The organism is Ruegeria sp. (assembly GCF_965221235.1).
Classification (GTDB): domain Bacteria; phylum Pseudomonadota; class Alphaproteobacteria; order Rhodobacterales; family Rhodobacteraceae; genus Ruegeria.
Map to the genome: position 1 here is coordinate 2,105,240 of NZ_CBDCRS010000004.1, position 15,775 is coordinate 2,121,014.

16 protein-coding genes are annotated in these 15,775 nt (G+C 59.4%); 9 read left to right on the forward strand and 7 right to left on the reverse strand.

The genetic code is table 11. The annotated features are described in order from the left end of the window. Positions 1–25 precede the first annotated feature (25 nt). Positions 26–667 carry an LON peptidase substrate-binding domain-containing protein gene (locus ACOQOY_RS13705; protein WP_420585965.1) on the forward strand — a complete coding sequence of 214 codons (642 nt, stop codon included), beginning with the start codon at positions 26–28 and terminating at the stop codon, positions 665–667. After that, positions 664–849, forward strand: coding sequence for a Trm112 family protein (locus ACOQOY_RS13710; RefSeq protein WP_420585966.1), 186 nt, complete (start codon positions 664–666; stop codon positions 847–849). Before ACOQOY_RS13705 ends, ACOQOY_RS13710 begins: the two co-directional genes overlap by 4 nt. Here the strand turns inward: ACOQOY_RS13710 and ACOQOY_RS13715 are convergent. Further along, positions 846–2,108: an FAD-dependent monooxygenase gene (locus ACOQOY_RS13715; protein WP_420585967.1), complete on the reverse strand. Its 1,263-nt coding sequence runs from the start codon at positions 2,106–2,108 to the stop codon at positions 846–848. The genes ACOQOY_RS13710 and ACOQOY_RS13715 overlap by 4 nt on opposite strands. 55 nt (positions 2,109–2,163) lie before the next feature. Here ACOQOY_RS13715 and ACOQOY_RS13720 point away from each other — a divergent pair, with 55 nt between their 5' ends. From ACOQOY_RS13720 to ACOQOY_RS13735, 4 genes are all read left to right on the forward strand, one after another. Beyond that, a complete protein-coding gene (locus tag ACOQOY_RS13720) occupies positions 2,164–3,492 on the forward strand; it encodes an amidase (RefSeq protein WP_420585968.1) in 1,329 nt (442 codons plus the stop codon). A gap of 108 nt (positions 3,493–3,600) precedes the next feature. Then, positions 3,601–4,782: an aminotransferase class I/II-fold pyridoxal phosphate-dependent enzyme gene (locus ACOQOY_RS13725; RefSeq protein WP_420585969.1), complete on the forward strand. Its 1,182-nt coding sequence runs from the start codon at positions 3,601–3,603 to the stop codon at positions 4,780–4,782. Between the two features lie 14 nt (positions 4,783–4,796). Then, complete coding sequence (locus ACOQOY_RS13730) at positions 4,797–7,718, forward strand: DNA translocase FtsK 4TM domain-containing protein (protein ID WP_420585970.1); 2,922 nt, start codon at positions 4,797–4,799, stop codon at positions 7,716–7,718. 39 nt (positions 7,719–7,757) lie between these two features. Then, on the forward strand, positions 7,758–8,354 hold the full coding sequence (locus tag ACOQOY_RS13735) for a LolA family protein (RefSeq protein WP_420585971.1): 597 nt from the start codon (positions 7,758–7,760) through the stop codon (positions 8,352–8,354). A 12-nt stretch (positions 8,355–8,366) separates the two neighbouring features. Here the strand turns inward: ACOQOY_RS13735 and ACOQOY_RS13740 are convergent, their stop codons facing one another. Together ACOQOY_RS13740 and ACOQOY_RS13745 are read right to left on the reverse strand one after the other, a co-directional pair. Further along, positions 8,367–8,948 (reverse strand): lytic transglycosylase, encoded by a 582-nt coding sequence (locus ACOQOY_RS13740; protein WP_420585972.1) that lies wholly within the window; start codon positions 8,946–8,948, stop codon positions 8,367–8,369. A 60-nt stretch (positions 8,949–9,008) separates the two neighbouring features. Then, the gene (locus tag ACOQOY_RS13745; RefSeq protein WP_420585973.1) at positions 9,009–9,890 is read right to left on the reverse strand and encodes an AEC family transporter; all 882 of its coding nucleotides are present in this window, start codon (positions 9,888–9,890) and stop codon (positions 9,009–9,011) included. A gap of 80 nt (positions 9,891–9,970) precedes the next feature. Between ACOQOY_RS13745 and hspQ the strand changes: the two genes are divergently transcribed. After that, positions 9,971–10,297, forward strand: coding sequence for a heat shock protein HspQ (gene hspQ / locus ACOQOY_RS13750; protein WP_420585974.1), 327 nt, complete (start codon positions 9,971–9,973; stop codon positions 10,295–10,297). A gap of 25 nt (positions 10,298–10,322) precedes the next feature. On the opposite strand, the gene ACOQOY_RS13755 is transcribed toward hspQ, so the two are convergent. The 3 genes from ACOQOY_RS13755 to ACOQOY_RS13765 all read right to left on the reverse strand — a co-directional run bounded on the left by ACOQOY_RS13755 (position 10,323) and on the right by ACOQOY_RS13765 (position 12,920). Then, positions 10,323–11,900, reverse strand: a complete 1,578-nt coding sequence (locus ACOQOY_RS13755) for a gamma-glutamyltransferase family protein (protein ID WP_420585975.1) — start codon at positions 11,898–11,900, stop codon at positions 10,323–10,325. 212 nt (positions 11,901–12,112) lie between these two features. After that, positions 12,113–12,550 carry an ATP-binding protein gene (locus ACOQOY_RS13760; protein WP_420585976.1) on the reverse strand — a complete coding sequence of 146 codons (438 nt, stop codon included), beginning with the start codon at positions 12,548–12,550 and terminating at the stop codon, positions 12,113–12,115. Positions 12,551–12,581: 31 nt separating this feature from the next. Next, positions 12,582–12,920 carry an STAS domain-containing protein gene (locus tag ACOQOY_RS13765; RefSeq protein WP_420585977.1) on the reverse strand — a complete coding sequence of 113 codons (339 nt, stop codon included), beginning with the start codon at positions 12,918–12,920 and terminating at the stop codon, positions 12,582–12,584. Between the two features lie 101 nt (positions 12,921–13,021). Between ACOQOY_RS13765 and ACOQOY_RS13770 the strand changes: the two genes are divergently transcribed. Then, a complete protein-coding gene (locus ACOQOY_RS13770; protein ID WP_420585978.1) occupies positions 13,022–14,194 on the forward strand; it encodes a thiolase family protein in 1,173 nt (390 codons plus the stop codon). A 21-nt stretch (positions 14,195–14,215) separates the two neighbouring features. Here the strand turns inward: ACOQOY_RS13770 and ACOQOY_RS13775 are convergent, their stop codons facing one another. Then, the gene (locus ACOQOY_RS13775) at positions 14,216–15,172 is read right to left on the reverse strand and encodes an IS1595 family transposase (protein WP_420584042.1); all 957 of its coding nucleotides are present in this window, start codon (positions 15,170–15,172) and stop codon (positions 14,216–14,218) included. Between the two features lie 135 nt (positions 15,173–15,307). On the opposite strand from ACOQOY_RS13775, the gene ACOQOY_RS13780 reads away from it, so the two are divergent. Beyond that, positions 15,308–15,766: a GAF domain-containing protein gene (locus ACOQOY_RS13780; RefSeq protein ID WP_420585979.1), complete on the forward strand. Its 459-nt coding sequence runs from the start codon at positions 15,308–15,310 to the stop codon at positions 15,764–15,766. Positions 15,767–15,775 lie beyond the last annotated feature (9 nt).

The window sequence follows — 15,775 nt, forward strand, 5'->3', positions numbered from 1 at the left end:
ACTGATCAGAGCTACACTCGGATACATGATGCATCCCGCTGACCTGCCGGAAACGGTATCCGTTTTTCCATTGCCCGGGGCGTTGTTGTTGCCCCGCTCGCGCCTTCCGCTGCATATCTTTGAGCCGCGCTATTTGCAGATGCTGGACGACGCTCTGAAAACGCAAGAGCGCTTGATTGGCATGGTTCAGCCAAACCCCTGTCAGAGCAATGAGGCCAAGTTGCACCAGATCGGTTGTGCGGGGCGGGTGACGCAATTCTCTGAAACCGAGGACGGTCGCTATCTGATCACGCTAACCGGAATCTCACGGTTTCGGGTTAAATCAGAACTGGATGCCTTTACCCCTTATCGGCGTTGCACTGTCTCGTGGGATGGGTTCGACCGCGATTTGGGCAAGGCGGAACTGGACAAAGGCTTTGATCGCTCGCAGTTTTTGAACTTGCTAGAGCGGTTCTTCTCGTCCCGTCAGCTGTCCACCGACTGGGATACGCTCAAGGATGCGGACGATGAATTGCTGGTCAATTCCCTGTCCATGCTGTTGGATTTCGACCCGGAAGAGAAACAGGCCCTGCTCGAGGCACCCTGTTTACGCACCCGGCGGGAAACTCTGGTGACGTTGATCGAATTCGCCATGCGTGGCGGCTCAAATGAGGAAAAACTACAATGAATGACGCGGAACATGCGTTTGACCGCCACATGCTTGAGGCGCTGATCTGCCCCCAGACGCACACCACGCTGAAATACGATGCGGAAAAGCAGGAGCTGGTGTCAAAGGCGGCAGGGCTCGCCTTTCCCATTCGCAACGGCATCCCGGTCATGCTGGTCGATGAGGCGCGGGTGCTCGATTAAATCGGGCGGCCTTGAAGCAATTTAGGCAGGTCCCCGGTCAACCCGGCGGCCTCGCGCACAAAGCCGCGGCGCAGACCGGGCAGAGAGCCGACGATGCCCATGCCGATATCGCGACCGATCCGCAGTAGCGGATTATCGTTGGAAAACAGCTTGTTGAACACATCTGTCGCCATCGCCAGCGACGCCGTGTCGAACCGCCGCCATTCCTGATACCGCTCGAGCACCAGCACTGAGCCGATATCCTCACCGCGCCGTCCGGCCAGCGTCAGCACCTCGGCCAGCGCGCCCACGTCGCGCAATCCGGCATTCAGGCCTTGTCCGGCGATAGGGTGCATGCCGTGGGCGGCATCCCCGACCAGCGCCATTCGCTCACCGATGAAGGAATTGGCGATGGTCAGGTTCAGAGGATAAGTGAACCGGTCCCCTTGCAGGCGGATATCACCCAGAAAATCACCGAACCGGGGGCGCAAGACTTGCAGATAGTCGGCCTCGGGCAGGGCGTTGATACGCTGTGCGGCCTCAGACCGTTCGCTCCAGACAATCGAGCTGCGGTTGCCGGTCAGGGGCAGGATGGCCAAAGGGCCGGGCGGCATGAAGAACTGATGCGCCACGCCGTGATGCGGCAGGTCGTGTTCGATGGCACAGACAAGGGCGGTCTGGCCGTAGTCCCATCCGCTGCGCCTGATACCTGCGCGTGCTGCGGTGCCGCTGCGGCGTCCGTCGCAACCGACCAGCAAGCCACCGCTCACGGTGCTGCTGTCGTCCAGCGTCAGGGTGACACCGGTTGCGCCAGCCTCTTGCGCGACAACGGTTTTGCCGTTGATCTGCGTGATAGTCTTTTCCTCAGCCATTGCGTCCAGAAAAGCCCGGCGCAGGTGGCGGTCTTCGACCATGTAACCCATCGGGCCTTCTTCGATTTCGGCGTGGTCGAAATGCATGAAAAACGGAGATGGCCCTGCACCCGCATGCCCATCGGTCACTTTGATCTCAAGCATCGGTTGGGCGTGGTCTTCGACCCGCTCCCACACTCCGATTGCGTCCAGCAACCGTTGCGAGGCCAGCGCCAGCGCATAGGCGCGACCGTCAAAGGCGGCGTTCTTGCGCACAGTTTCGGCCAATGCGTCGATTACGGTGACGGAATGCCCGGTTTGCGCCAGCGCCAATGCCAAAGCCGGGCCATTCAGGCCGCCGCCTACGATCAGGATATCGGACTTGTGTTCCATGTCCCGCAATATGCGCGCCCAAACGGGATTGTCCATGTGCGGTCCTGTCGCTACCGTCCGGAACAACAGAGTTTTTCCAAGGGAGGCAGGGATGCAGGACTGGCTGACCATGACGGCGTGTGATCTGGGGCGAGGGATCGGCATGGGTCGGATCGACCCGGTTGAGCTGACCGAGACCTATCTGTCCGCCATCGACACCCACCGTCATCGCGACCGCATCTATGCCCGCGTCACCCACGACCGCGCCCGCGCTGAGGCCAAAGCGGCGCAAGAGCGTGCCAAGTTGGGACTGCGCCGGTCGCTGTTGGACGGGGTGCCGATCAGTTATAAAGACCTGTTCGACAGCGCCGGAACTGCGACCGAGGCCGGATCGGCCCTGTTGCAAGGCCGGGTGCCAGAGGCCGACGCGGTCGTGCTGCGCAATGCCACCGCGATGGGGGCGGTTTGTCTGGGCAAAACCCATATGAGCGAGCTGGCCTTTTCCGGCCTTGGCCTGAACCCGATCACCGGAACGCCACCCTGTATCGACGATGAAGAGGCGGTGCCGGGGGGATCATCCTCGGGGGCTGGGGCGTCGGTAGCTTGGGGGCTGGCGGCTGCGGGGATTGGCTCGGATACGGGTGGTTCGGTGCGCATCCCAGCGGCCTGGAATAATCTGGTAGGTCTGAAAACAACAGCCGGGCGGATTAGCCTAGAAGGGGTTGTGCCCTTGTGTTTGCGGTTCGACACCGCTGGCCCTTTGGCCCGGTCGGTCGAGGATGCTGCCCATCTGCTGGCGCTGATGGAGGGCTCCACCCCTGCCGATCTGCGTGGGGCCAGCCTGAAAGGTCGCCGTTTCGCCGAGTTGCAAAATGTAGCGCAGGAGGATCTGCGCGATGTGCCGCGCAAAGCCTATGAGGATGCCGTGGCCCGACTGCGGGATGCCGGGGCAGACATTGTCCCGCTCGAGGTGCCGGAACTAAATGAGGCGATGGGCCTGTCCGGCGTCCTGTATACGACCGAGGCTTATGGGCTGTGGCGCGACGTGATCGAGGCCAACCCGGACGCGATGTATCCCGAGATTTTGGAACGCTTTCGCACTGGCAAGAATACCACGGGCGCCGACTACATCGCCGCATGGTCCAAGCTGAAAGCCAGCCGGGCCGCCTGGGATGCGGCCACGGCCGGGTTTGACGCGGTTCTGGCCCCCACATCGCCCATCCTGCCGCCGAATCTGGAGCGGTTGATGAAGGATCATGACTACTACATCACCGAAAACCTGCTGGCCCTGCGCAACACGCGTATCGGCAACCTGATGGGGCTGGCCGCGCTGACCCTGCCCACCGGAACCCCCGGGTGCGGATTGATGATGCTGGGATATCCGGGCTCGGAAGAGGCGTTGCTAAGGCTGGGATCGGCGGCCGAAGCCGCATTGGCCTGAATGCCACAATCCCCTGATTCGGCACCTCTTTGTCTGGACGAAGTAGGGCGTGGCCTGTAACCTGTCTGTAAAACGGGGCGCAATGATCCCGATATTGAGGCAGCAGTTATGAATTTCCCCGAGCGGTTCTCGAACCTACCGGAATATGCATTCCCACGTCTGCGCACCCTGTTGGATCATCACCAGCCGGGTGGTGACGTGATTCATATGACCATCGGTGCGCCGATGCACGATTTTCCGTCCTGGGTAACGGATGTGATCACCGAAAATGCCGCCGGGTTTCAAAGCTATCCGCCGAATGAAGGCTCGGCTGAACTTCGCAGTGCGATCACCGACTGGATCAGCCATCGTTATGGCGTGTCCATGGACCCCGACATCAACGTGATGGCCCTGAACGGCACGCGCGAAGGGTTGTATAACGCCGCGATGGCGCTGTGCCCGGAACAGAAGAACGGGGCAAAACCGGTCGTTCTGTGCCCGAACCCGTTCTATCAGGTTTACATGGTCGCCTCGATCTCGGTCGGGGCCGAGCCTGTCTTTGTGCCTGCGACTGCCGCCACAGGTCATCTGCCGGACTATGCCGGGCTGCCCGAGGATGTGCTGAACCGCACCGCTGTGGCCTATATCTGCTCGCCTGCAAACCCGCAGGGGGCGGTGGCTTCGCGTGACTATTGGGCCGAGCTGATCCGTCTGGCCGAGAAATACGATTTCCGCATTTTCGCCGATGAGTGTTATTCCGAGATTTATCGCGACGCAGCCCCGGTCGGTGTGCTGACAGTAGCACAGGAGCTGGGCGCTGATCCCGAGCGGATCACACTGTTCAATTCCTTGTCCAAACGCTCGAACCTGGCGGGTCTTCGGTCTGGCCTGATCGCAGGCGGCCCTGAAACCATCAAGCGGGTCAAACAACTGCGTAATTATGCCGGTGCGCCGTTGCCGTTGCCATTGCAGGCCGCCGCCGCCCGCGTCTGGGCTGATGAAGCGCATGTGGTCGAAAACCGCGTGCTGTATCAGGAGAAATACGCGATTGCGGATGAGGTCTTTGCCGGCGTGCAGGGGTACATGTCGCCCGAGGCCGGGTTTTTCCTGTGGCTGCCGGTGGAAAACGGCGAGGAAACCGCATTGAAGCTGTGGCAGGAGACCGGAGTACGGGTTCTGCCAGGCGCATATCTTTCCCAAGGCGATCCGGGGCAAAACCCGGGCGAGCAATTTATCCGGGCCGCTATGGTGGCCCCAAAAACAGAGTTGCAGCGCGGGCTGATCACGCTTCGCGACTGCATCTATTCGTGAGGTACGAGGGCAAAATGGCATCATTGAACGCGCGCAACCGCGATCCATTACTGGACAGCACAACGCAGGCCGCCATTGAACGGCGCAGCAAAGAACTGATCGGGATCGCCTTGATCCTGCTAGGGTTTGCCGCCGCCGCGATGATCTGGTCCTACACGCCGGATGATCCGAACTGGATGGTGTCGACGGATGCGCCTGTGCAGAACTGGATGGGTCGGATCGGTGCCTCGATCGCCGCGCCTTTGTTCATGATCGTAGGCTGGGGCAGCTGGAGTATTGCGCTGGTGCTGATCGGTTGGGGCGTGCGTTTTGCCGGGCATTTTGGCGAAGACCGCGCGGTCGCCCGTCTGATTTTTGCGCCCATCTGGATTGCGGTTGTGTCCGTCTATGCTGCGACTCTGGTGCCGGGTGAGGCATGGCGTGCGACCCACAGCTTTGGTTTGGGTGGATTGTTCGGTGACACCGTCATGGGCGCGTTGCTGACGCTGCTGCCAATCTCTTCGCATTTCATGGTCAAGCTGATGTCATTGGCGATGGCCGGTGGGATGCTGGCGCTGGGCATTTTTGTTCTGGGCTTCACCAAGTCGGATGTCCGCCAAGGGTTCCGCGCCTTCTTGCTGGGTCTCGTAATGTCGTATGACATGCTGATGAACCTGCTGGGTCGTGGGGCCTCCGCAACCGCGCAGGCCGCGCGCGATCGTCGCGCGCAATGGGATGAACGCAAGGTCGCCCGCGCCGAAGCCGCCGAGGCCGTTTTTGACGATGATCTGGTCTATGCCGATCCGGTGTTCGAAGAACCCGAGTTTGAAGAACCCGAACCTGCGAAAACCGGTCTTCTGGCCCGTATGCCCAGCCTGATCCGTCGCCCCGAGCCTATGCCCGAACCCGAACTGATCGACCGTGAGCCGGTCGTCGGATTTGATGAGATGCCGGGCGAGGATCGTATCCGGTCCAAGATCTCTGCCGCCGTGCGCAATCGCAAAGTCGCCGCCGGTGAGGTGGCTCCGGAACATGACCCGAACCTGCCGCTGACCAAAGGACGGGGCCGGGGGCCGGATCCATTGATCCTGAATCACGGAGGTGGGGAAAAGCTGCCGCCTGAGCCGCCTATGACCTCGGCCGGATTGCCGCCGGTACCCATGCTGACGGCCGAACAGGAACCGGGGTGGCATCAGGAACCGTTGCATCAGGACTTAGCACCCGCGCCAGACTTTGAGGATGAGGCCATCTTTGAGGACACGCCGCAGCCTATGCCCGTTGCCGAACCTGAACCCGCTCCGCAGCAGCGTCCAGCGATGAAAATCCCGGTGGCTGAGCCGCGCAAACCGGTCGTGGCGCAGCCTGTGCGCCGCACACCTCCGCCCTCGCGCCGTGCACAGGCCGAGGCGCAGCCTGCGCTGTCTTTCGAGGACAAACATTCCGATTTCGAACTGCCGCCTCTGAACCTGTTGGAAAATCCGGCCAGCATTCAGCGCCATCACCTCAGCGACGAAGCGCTGGAGGAAAACGCGCGGATGCTGGAAAACGTGCTGGATGATTACGGCGTTAAGGGTGAGATCGTCAGCGTCCGCCCCGGCCCCGTTGTCACAATGTATGAGCTTGAGCCTGCTCCGGGTCTGAAAGCCAGCCGTGTGATCGGTTTGGCGGATGATATCGCGCGCTCGATGTCGGCTCTGTCGGCGCGTGTTTCGACCCTGCCGGGGCGTTCGGTGATCGGCATCGAACTACCGAATGAAAACCGCGAGATGGTAGTGCTGCGCGAAATACTCGCTAGCCGTGATTTCGGAGATGGCAACCACGCACTGCCGCTGGCCTTGGGTAAGGATATCGGTGGTGAGTCCGTCGTGGCGAACCTGGCCAAGATGCCTCACCTTCTGATCGCGGGGACCACCGGGTCCGGTAAGTCGGTGGCGATCAACACGATGATCCTGTCGCTGTTGTATAAACTTACGCCGGACGAGTGTCGCCTGATCATGATCGACCCCAAAATGCTGGAACTGTCTGTCTATGACGGCATCCCGCATCTGCTCTCGCCCGTTGTGACCGACCCGAAAAAGGCGGTCGTTGCCCTGAAATGGGTCGTGGGCGAGATGGAGGATCGCTATCGCAAGATGTCCAAGATGGGCGTGCGTAACATCGCGGGCTACAATGGCCGCGTGAAGGACGCACTGGCCAAGGGTGAGCTGTTCAGCCGCACGGTTCAAACCGGCTTTGACGAAGAAACCGGCGAACCCATGTTTGAAACCGAAGAATTCGCCCCCGAAGCGATGCCCTATATCGTGGTCATCGTCGACGAGATGGCTGACCTGATGATGGTCGCGGGCAAGGAAATCGAAGCCTGCATCCAGCGTCTGGCGCAGATGGCGCGGGCTTCGGGCATTCACCTGATCATGGCAACACAGCGGCCTTCGGTCGATGTGATTACCGGCACGATCAAGGCGAACTTCCCGACCCGGATTTCGTTCCAAGTGACCTCGAAAGTCGACAGCCGCACCATTCTGGGCGAGATGGGCGCCGAACAACTGCTGGGGCAGGGCGACATGCTGTATATGGCAGGCGGAGCCAAGATCACTCGCTGCCACGGCCCGTTTGTTTCGGATGAAGAGGTCGAGGAAATCGTTAACCACCTGAAACAGTTCGGCCCGCCGGATTATGTGGGTGGGGTTGTCGACGGTCCAGCCGAGGAAAAAGCCGACAATATCGACGCCGTTCTGGGCCTGAACACTGGCGGTAACACCAACGGAGAGGATGCCCTCTACGATCAGGCGGTGGCGATTGTGATCAAGGATCGCAAATGCTCGACCTCGTACATCCAGCGGAAACTTGCCATTGGCTACAACAAAGCGGCGCGGCTGGTTGAGCAGATGGAGGACGAAGGCGTTGTTTCGGCGGCAAATCACGTCGGTAAGCGGGAAATCCTCGTCCCCGAGCAATAGGATATTTAATAACAAGGGCAGAGCGCATATCTGTGAGGCATGAAACAGATTGCTTTTGCCCTTGCCCTGACCCTTGCAGCTCCGGCTGCTTGGGCGGCTGAAAAACTGCCGCTGTCGCAGATCTCAAACTATCTGAACGGATTGAAAACCGTTGAGACGACGTTCACTCAGGTGAATGACGATGGCTCGCTCAGCACCGGGAAGCTGTGGATGCAACGGCCGGGCAAGATGCGGTTTGAATACGACCCGCCCAACAGTGCAGTGGTTCTGGCCAACACCGGAACAGTGCAGATATTCGACCCGAAATCGAACCAGCCGCCTGAACAATACCCGCTGAGACGGACACCACTGTCACTGGTGCTGGCCCGGAATGTGAACCTCGGCCAGGCGAATATGGTTGTAGGTCATGATTTTGATGGTACGGCCACGGTCGTCACAGCGCAGGACCCCAAAAACCCCGAGACCGGGCGGATCGAGCTGATGTTCACCGACAACCCGATCGAACTGCGCAAATGGGTGATTCATGACAACGCAGGCAGCCAGACGACTGTTCTTTTGGGTCAGTTGACGACCGATACCAGCCTGAGCCGGGATCTGTTCACAAAGTCAAAAAGAAGCGGGTCAGGCAATCGCTGACCCGCTGATCTGTCAGTACCGGCACCCGTCCAGCTGCGCCTGATACAAGCGCGCCCGAGCGTCCACGTCATTGGCGACGTTCAGCAGCCAGGTCTTGCCGTAATGGCTGCCGCGGGCGTAACCAGTATGCCCTTCGTGATAGGCGAGGTACTGGTTGCGCGTGTCAGTTGGGTGAATACCGTTCCGCTGATAGCTTTTGTTCATGTACCAGCCGATAAAATCCGAAGCATCGCGGATGCGGTCTCGCTTGGCGCGACGCTTGCCGGTTTCCTTCTGGTATTCTTCCCACGTGCCGTCCAGCGCCTGACTGAAGCCATAGGCGCTGCTCTGACGGCCCATCGGGATCACGCCGAGCACGTATCTGTGCGGCGTGCGCGCATCATGCCGATACCGGCTTTCCTGATAGATCGTGGCCATCTGAACGTGGACCGGGACACCCCATTTACGCTCGGTGCTTTTGAAGGCCTTGATAAAATCAGGTCGTTCGCGCGCAATACTGCACGCGTCATTCAATCTGCTAGGCGGCTGTTTTGACCCGCCGCCACAGGATGCCAAAAGCAGCACCCCAAGGAGTACGAAAAGAATTCTGCTCATGTGCCTCGTGCCTTTTTTCTTTATTCTAGCGCAGATTGAGCTTTGAGGAAATCACAATCGTTACAGAACAATAGCGAGGATCAGAGGCAAAGCGCCCACGGACAAGGCGGTCGAGACCATCACCATCCCCGCAACGGCGTCAGAATCGGCGTCGAACCGCTCGGCCAGCAAATAAGATGTGACGGCCACAGGCGTGCACATTTGCAAAACCATGACGCCAAATGCCACGGAATCCAGATTGAAGGCCACGGACAAGGCCCAACCCAGGGCGAAGCAAACGATCAGCTTCAGCAAAGACAGCCAGATTGCTTGACCGATCTTTTGCGTGGTCAGACGGGCGATGGCGACCCCAACGGTGATCAGCATCATCGGCACGGCCATCTGACCCAGCAACTCCAGTGTGTTGGTCAGAAAGACCGGAGTCTCCCACCCGCGCCACAAAAACAGCGCCCCCAGCAGCGTGGCCCAAACCATCGGTTCGCGGGCAGCTTTGCCAAATGCGCCCTGTCCGGCGACCAGATAAATCCCGTAAGTGAAAGACAGCAGCGCTGTGACCGCCAGAAACACAACCGCATAGCCCAGCCCGGCCTGACCAAAGGCAAAAATGCACAGCGGCAGGCCCAGATTGCCGGTGTTGCCAAAGATCAGCGGCGACAGGTATGTCCGACGATCCAGCCCGCGCAGCCGAACGAACAGCTCAAACACGATGGCCAACCCCACGTGTCCGGCAATGGCGGCCAGGGTAAAGCGGGTCAGATCCCCGCCTGGAATCTCGGTTTGCATCAGGGCGACAAAGATCAGGCTGGGTACGGCGAGCGTGACGCCGAGGCGGGTTACGAACTCTAGCCGGTATTCAAATCCAAGCTTGACCCACGTAAACCCAATTGCTGCCAGCAAAAAAACCGGAGCTACGATTTCGAACACTGTCAGCAAGAGGTTCACAGACTGTTTCCCTTATTTTCGGATCATTGATTGGCTTTTCACCCCGGAAAGAGGTAGTAAGACCATTGGGGGCAAAGACAATGCTTAAGACAAATGCCAAGTACGGTCTGGGCCAGGTGGTCCGCCACAAAAAACATCCCTTCCGAGGGGTGATTTTTGACGTGGACCCTGAATTTTCAAACACGGAAGAATGGTATCAGGCCATTCCCGAGGATAGCCGCCCGATCAAGGATCAGCCGTTTTACCATCTTTTGGCGGAAAACGATCAATCTTTCTATGTTGCTTATGTTTCTGAACAAAATCTGATTGCGGATCAGTCGGGTGAACCGGTTGAGCACCCCGATATCCCTGATATGTTCGGCCCGTTCGAAAACGGGGCCTATCCGCTGCATTTCCACCTGAACTAAATCCTGGAAGCGCGTTTGGCGCGCCTTAATATCCAAGGGCGCATCCGTCTTTTCGGGGGTCGCTTGCACCCACAAGTGTACCGTTCTCACAGATTCGGATTGCCTGAGCGCCCCCGAGTGGTGTTTCTGGAATTTCGACAGTGTGTCCCATTTCGATTAATTGTTGTGCAACGCTGCGCGAAATTCCGCGTTCCAGCTTTAGAACGCCATTGTCCGCAAAGGCGCGTGGGGCGTCCATATTGGCCTGCAATCCTATCCCGTGATCGGTCAAATTTGACACGAACCGGGCGTGGCCGGTGGGCTGATATGCGCCACCCATGACGCCGAAAGGCATGATGACACGGCCATCTTGCTTCAGCACGCCGGGAATGATGGTGTGCATTGGACGTTTGCCGCCGCCCAGCTCATTCGGATGGCCGGATTGCAGCGTGAATCCGGCCCCTCGGTTTTGCAGCAGAATCCCGTATTTCTCGGATGCGATTCCTGAGCCGAAGCTGTGAAAGATCGAGTAAATTAGCGAAACGGCCATCCTGTCCCGGTCCACAACCGTGATATAGACGGTGTCTTTGTGGATGGCTTCGGTCAGAGGGGTCGCAGCGGGCATCGCGCGTTTCGGGTCAATCAGCGCGGCCAGCCGGTCGGCCAGGTCTTGGTCCAGAAAACGGTCTGCCTGCGCGGTGTATTCGGGGTCGGCGATGAACCGGTTTCGTGCGTCATAGGCCAGCTTTGAAGCTTCGGCCTCGATATGCAGACGCTCCGCGCCAAACGGGTCCATGCTGGCGAGGTCGAAATTCTTCAGGATATTCAACAGCAGAATAGCTGTTGCGCCCTGACCATTTGGCGGATGCTCCACCAGTTCCAACCCGCTATATGTGCCGCTGACGGGCTGAGTTTCGGTGCAGGCCGTGGTCAGAAAATCCTCGGCCGTGTGCGTGCCACCCAACTGTGTCAGCGCGGTGATCATATCCTCGGCGATGGGGCCGGAATAAAACGCGTCTCGTCCGTTGCGGGCAATCTGCCGCAAAACTTCGGCCTGACCCGGGGCGCGAAAGACCTGCCCAATATCCGGCACTTTGTCATTGATTAGATAATGGTGCCGCGCGGCCCCTTGCAGATTTTTCGCTCCGGTTTTCCAATCGAAGGCGACCCGCGGGGCTACTGGCACGCCTGCTTCGGCATAGTGGATCGCAGGTTGCAACAGGGCGTCGAGCCCCAGTTTCCCCTCGGTTTCTGCCAGATGACAGAATGCGTCGACCGCGCCGGGAATGGTCACTGCATCTGCCGAATTCAAAGGAACAGCCGTCAGCCCCTGTGCCCTCAACCGTTTTGCATCCGCTGCAGCAGGGGCACGGCCTGAACCGTTCAGTGCGCGCACCTGTTCTTCGCCCGCGCGGTTGAACAGCACAAAGCAGTCGCCGCCAAGGCCCGTCATCTGCGGCTCGCAAATTCCCAGCAGAACCGCCCCGGCTATGGCAGCGTCCATGGCATTGCCGCCCTGCGCCAGAATATCGAGGGCGATCTTTGCAGCCAGAGGGTGAGATGTCGCGCACATCCCTTCGGTGGCCAGTACTTCGGACCGACCCGGAGAGTGGAAGTCCCGCATGGTGTTGAATCCCAATTGAACGCGCCGAAGGTACCGTGCGGTCTGAACTTGTCCAGTCAAATGAATGGGAAGTTCCTCGGCACCGTTCACTGGGTGGGGGCTGTGACAACCGGCGCCGAGGGAAGCTATCTGAGCTACAGTTAACGTTTTGCCCTTTGTTTGCGGCGCGACAATGGTTCGATCTGGGCGTTTTTGTGACCTTTTTCGACCTTTTACGGTTCGGGAAAGTCAAATCTCAGCGACAGTCGATTGCACCCGTTGCTGCGTTCATAGTGGATATCGCTGGTCAGTTCGTGGATCAGGAACCAGCCGAATCCACCCTCGGGCAGGTCATCAATCGACGACCCCAGCTCAGCCGGGACGCCATCTGGCACCCGAAACCCGGGCAGGGGGCTGCCGGTGTCCGAGATCAGTATGTGCAGCCAATTCCGATGTAGACGGCACCTTACCTTCACCTTAGCCGGAGTTACGTCGGCGTAGGCGTGTTCAACGACGTTGTTGATCGCCTCGGCCAGTGCGATTTTGACATCGCCCGCTTTTTGCGCCGGCAGCCCTTGGGCCGCAAGGCATCTACTGAGCTGGGCGATTCCAGCACTGGCCTCAACCTCGGTTGCTGCAAAGTTCAGATCCAAACATTTGCCGTTACACATGGGCATGGCGCCTATTCTGGTAAACTACGGATCAGTCTGCGGTGGCCGACAGGGCCTCATCCAGCGTTGGATACAGTTTGAAAACCGTATCCATGCGCGTCAGGCGAAACACCTTTTCGACAAAGGGATGCAGGCCAGCCAGGTCCAGCCTGCGACCGTTCCCAAGCTGCTTCATCGAAGCGACAATGGCCCCCAGACCGCTGGAATCAATGAACTCGACCCCAGAAAGGTCCAGCACGACCCGCGCCGCCCCTCCGTCGGCCTCGTTGCGCATATCCTCCTTGAACTGGATCGCCATTGCCGCATCAATCCGGTCGGAATGCACCTTGATGATCTGTGCGGTGTCGGTCGTAGTACTGCTAAGGCCCATGCGAAACGGTCCTTTAATCTGAATTTCACTGGTAGAAATACGCTAGACGGCAAATCTTACCATTCGGTATCCATCCAATGGAAAAAACGGAGGAGCATGCTTTGAAACAGGTTGTGATCGCGGGGGCAGCCCGTACGCCCATGGGGGGATTTCAGGGTATGTTCGATGGAATCCCAGCCGCCGATTTGGGGGGCGCAGCGATAAGCGCGGCCTTGAAGGGTGCGGGGGCCGAAACCGTGGATGAGGTTCTGATGGGCTGCGTTCTGCCTGCCGGTCAGGGGCAGGCCCCGGCGCGGCAGGCCGGGTTCGCCGCCGGTCTTGGCCAAGAGGTTCCGGCGACCACCCTGAACAAGATGTGCGGGTCGGGCATGAAGGCCGCAATGATGGCCTATGATCAGATCGCTTTGGGTCACGCGGACACAATGATTGCAGGCGGGATGGAGAGCATGACCAACGCCCCCTATCTGCTGCCCAAGATGCGCGGTGGGGCGCGGATCGGCCATGGTCAGGTGGTTGACCATATGTTTCTGGACGGCCTGGAAGACGCCTATGACAAAGGCCGCCTGATGGGAACCTTCGCCGAGGATTGCGCCGAAGCGTTCCAGTTCACGCGCGAGGCGCAGGATGAATACGCGCTGCAATCCCTCTCCAATGCTTTGTCCGCGCAGGAAAATGGTGCGTTTGTGGGGGAAATCGCGCCGGTCAAAACCAGCACCCGTAAGGGCGAGGTCACGCATTCCGAGGACGAACAGCCCCGTTCTGCCCGCCCCGAGAAGATTCCGACTCTTAAACCTGCCTTTCGCAAGGATGGCACGGTAACTGCTGCCAATTCTTCGTCCATATCCGACGGGGCGGCGGCGTTGGTCCTTGCGTCATCCGAGGCGGCCGAGGCGCAGGGTCTGACCGTGCGCGCCCGGATTGTCGGCCATGCAAGCCACGCTCAGGCACCGGGCCTGTTCACAACGGCACCTGTTCCGGCGGCGCAAAAACTGCTGTCAGCGATCGGCTGGTCCAAAGACGATGTCGACCTGTGGGAGGTCAACGAGGCCTTTGCCGTTGTCCCAATGGCCTTCATGCACGAGATGGGCTTGCCCCGCGACAAGGTGAACGTCAACGGCGGCGCGTGTGCGCTGGGCCATCCCATTGGCGCATCCGGCGCACGGATCATGGTCACATTGCTGAACGCATTGGAAAAGCGGAACCTGCACCGCGGGATCGCTGCCATCTGTATCGGCGGCGGAGAAGGCACTGCCATCGCCATCGAACGTGTTTGACGCTGCTTCTTTTTCCAAGGCTCAGTTCGCAAATTGTGTGCATGAGGTCCCAATCGCGGTCGCGAGACAGGATCTGGCCGATGATTTCAGCAGGTCACACCGTTCGAACCATCGCAGGTAGTTTTCGAGGTATTTGCTCGAAACGCCGCGATAGCGGCGCAGGAAGTCCTTCAACCCACTGTGCCGATTGTTGGCTGTTTGTATGTGAGCCACCCCACGCACCCGTTCACCGGCGGACTGGTTCAATGCTTCGTGTCTGACCCCAAGTGACTTGGCGCAGGGCGGGTAAACGTTGTTTCCATCAGTGACCAGAAGGATGTCATCATCAATCCGGGGTTCCAGAACGCTGTGTATGCTGTCAGCTGTGACAGATGGAAGGACGGAACACGCCGTTGTGCCGCCTCGGTCCACGGCAACCAATATCGGAACCTGTTCGTCTGACAGACCGCGCTTGCTGGCCTTGCCGCCCCTGCGGCGCGCCTTGCGATCAAGTTTGCGATCGCCCTTGCGGCTCTTGAGAACATAGGTCTCGTCGGCTTCGACAATGCCCTTGAGTTTTGGAGGGTCCTGGTCCTTCGTGCCTAAAAATCGGTGCCGCCAACGAAACGCCGTAGAGACGGCAAAATTACAGCGCTTTGCAGACGCGCGAACGGTCAGCCCATCCGCAAGGCAGCCCCCAAAGGCGAGCCATCTGTCCTTCTTGTGCAGGCCCTGTAAAGCCGTGCCCGTTGCCGCGTTGAAAGTCTTGTTGCAGGCCTTGCATTGATACCGCTGTAGCCCTCGGGCTTTGCCCCGCGAAACCGCGCCAGGCGTGCCACAATGCGGGCACTCACGGTCCTCGGCGACGCGCGCTTCGATCGCTGCCAGCGAAGCGGATGGCTCAGTTTCCCCCAGCAACACAGCCTGTGCTTGCTGCCTCTGCGCCAGACTGAGACCGTCTATGCGGGATAACCACTCCTGAAACTGCTTGTGATCCACTGTCAATACCTCCTCGATTTTCCCAAGATCATATCAGAAACGTGAAGCTTGCATACGATTTACGAACTGAGCCTTTTCCAAATACTCCGAGGGTCCCGGGGGCAGCGCCCCCGGTGCGTTTACGGAAAGCAACCCATGACTGTCGATTACACCACGCTCGCCAAAACCATTGCCGCCTTGACCGAGGGTGAAACCGATCAGGTTGCTTTGATGGCGACCATCGCCTGCGAAGTGCATCATTCCGATGACCGCTTTGACTGGACCGGGTTTTACCGCGTGACCGAACCGGGCGTGTTGAAGATCGGCCCGTATCAGGGCGGGCATGGCTGTCTGGTGATCCCCTTCGACCGAGGTGTCTGCGGTGCGGCGGCGCGAACCGGAGAGGTGCAATTGGTCCCGGACGTAGACGCCTTTCCCGGCCACATCGCCTGTGCTTCGTCCACGCGGTCAGAGCTCGTTTTGCCAGTGCGGGACGCCATGGGGCGTGTAATCGGGGTATTCGATATCGACAGCAATCAGCCCGACGCATTCACCGAAGACGACGCCCGGCACATGACGAAAATTCTGGAGCCCGTGTTTGCCAAGTCGTTCTGAGCGAGTGCT

Bases quoted from the DNA above. Each gene is read 5' to 3' on its own strand.
- ACOQOY_RS13740 (WP_420585972.1), bottom strand. From the start codon at position 8,948: ATGAGCAGAATTCTTTTCGTACTCCTTGGGGTGCTGCTTTTGGCATCC.
- ACOQOY_RS13710 (WP_420585966.1), top strand. From the start codon at position 664: ATGAATGACGCGGAACATGCGTTTGACCGCCACATGCTTGAGGCGCTG.
- ACOQOY_RS13780 (WP_420585979.1), top strand. From the start codon at position 15,308: ATGACTGTCGATTACACCACGCTCGCCAAAACCATTGCCGCCTTGACC.
- ACOQOY_RS13715 (WP_420585967.1), bottom strand. From the start codon at position 2,108: ATGGACAATCCCGTTTGGGCGCGCATATTGCGGGACATGGAACACAAG.
- ACOQOY_RS13755 (WP_420585975.1), bottom strand. From the start codon at position 11,900: ATGCGGGACTTCCACTCTCCGGGTCGGTCCGAAGTACTGGCCACCGAA.
- ACOQOY_RS13725 (WP_420585969.1), top strand. From the start codon at position 3,601: ATGAATTTCCCCGAGCGGTTCTCGAACCTACCGGAATATGCATTCCCA.
- ACOQOY_RS13735 (WP_420585971.1), top strand. From the start codon at position 7,758: ATGAAACAGATTGCTTTTGCCCTTGCCCTGACCCTTGCAGCTCCGGCT.
- ACOQOY_RS13730 (WP_420585970.1), top strand. From the start codon at position 4,797: ATGGCATCATTGAACGCGCGCAACCGCGATCCATTACTGGACAGCACA.
- ACOQOY_RS13765 (WP_420585977.1), bottom strand. From the start codon at position 12,920: ATGGGCCTTAGCAGTACTACGACCGACACCGCACAGATCATCAAGGTG.
- ACOQOY_RS13705 (WP_420585965.1), top strand. From the start codon at position 26: ATGATGCATCCCGCTGACCTGCCGGAAACGGTATCCGTTTTTCCATTG.
- hspQ (WP_420585974.1), top strand. From the start codon at position 9,971: ATGCTTAAGACAAATGCCAAGTACGGTCTGGGCCAGGTGGTCCGCCAC.
- ACOQOY_RS13720 (WP_420585968.1), top strand. From the start codon at position 2,164: ATGCAGGACTGGCTGACCATGACGGCGTGTGATCTGGGGCGAGGGATC.
- ACOQOY_RS13760 (WP_420585976.1), bottom strand. From the start codon at position 12,550: ATGTGTAACGGCAAATGTTTGGATCTGAACTTTGCAGCAACCGAGGTT.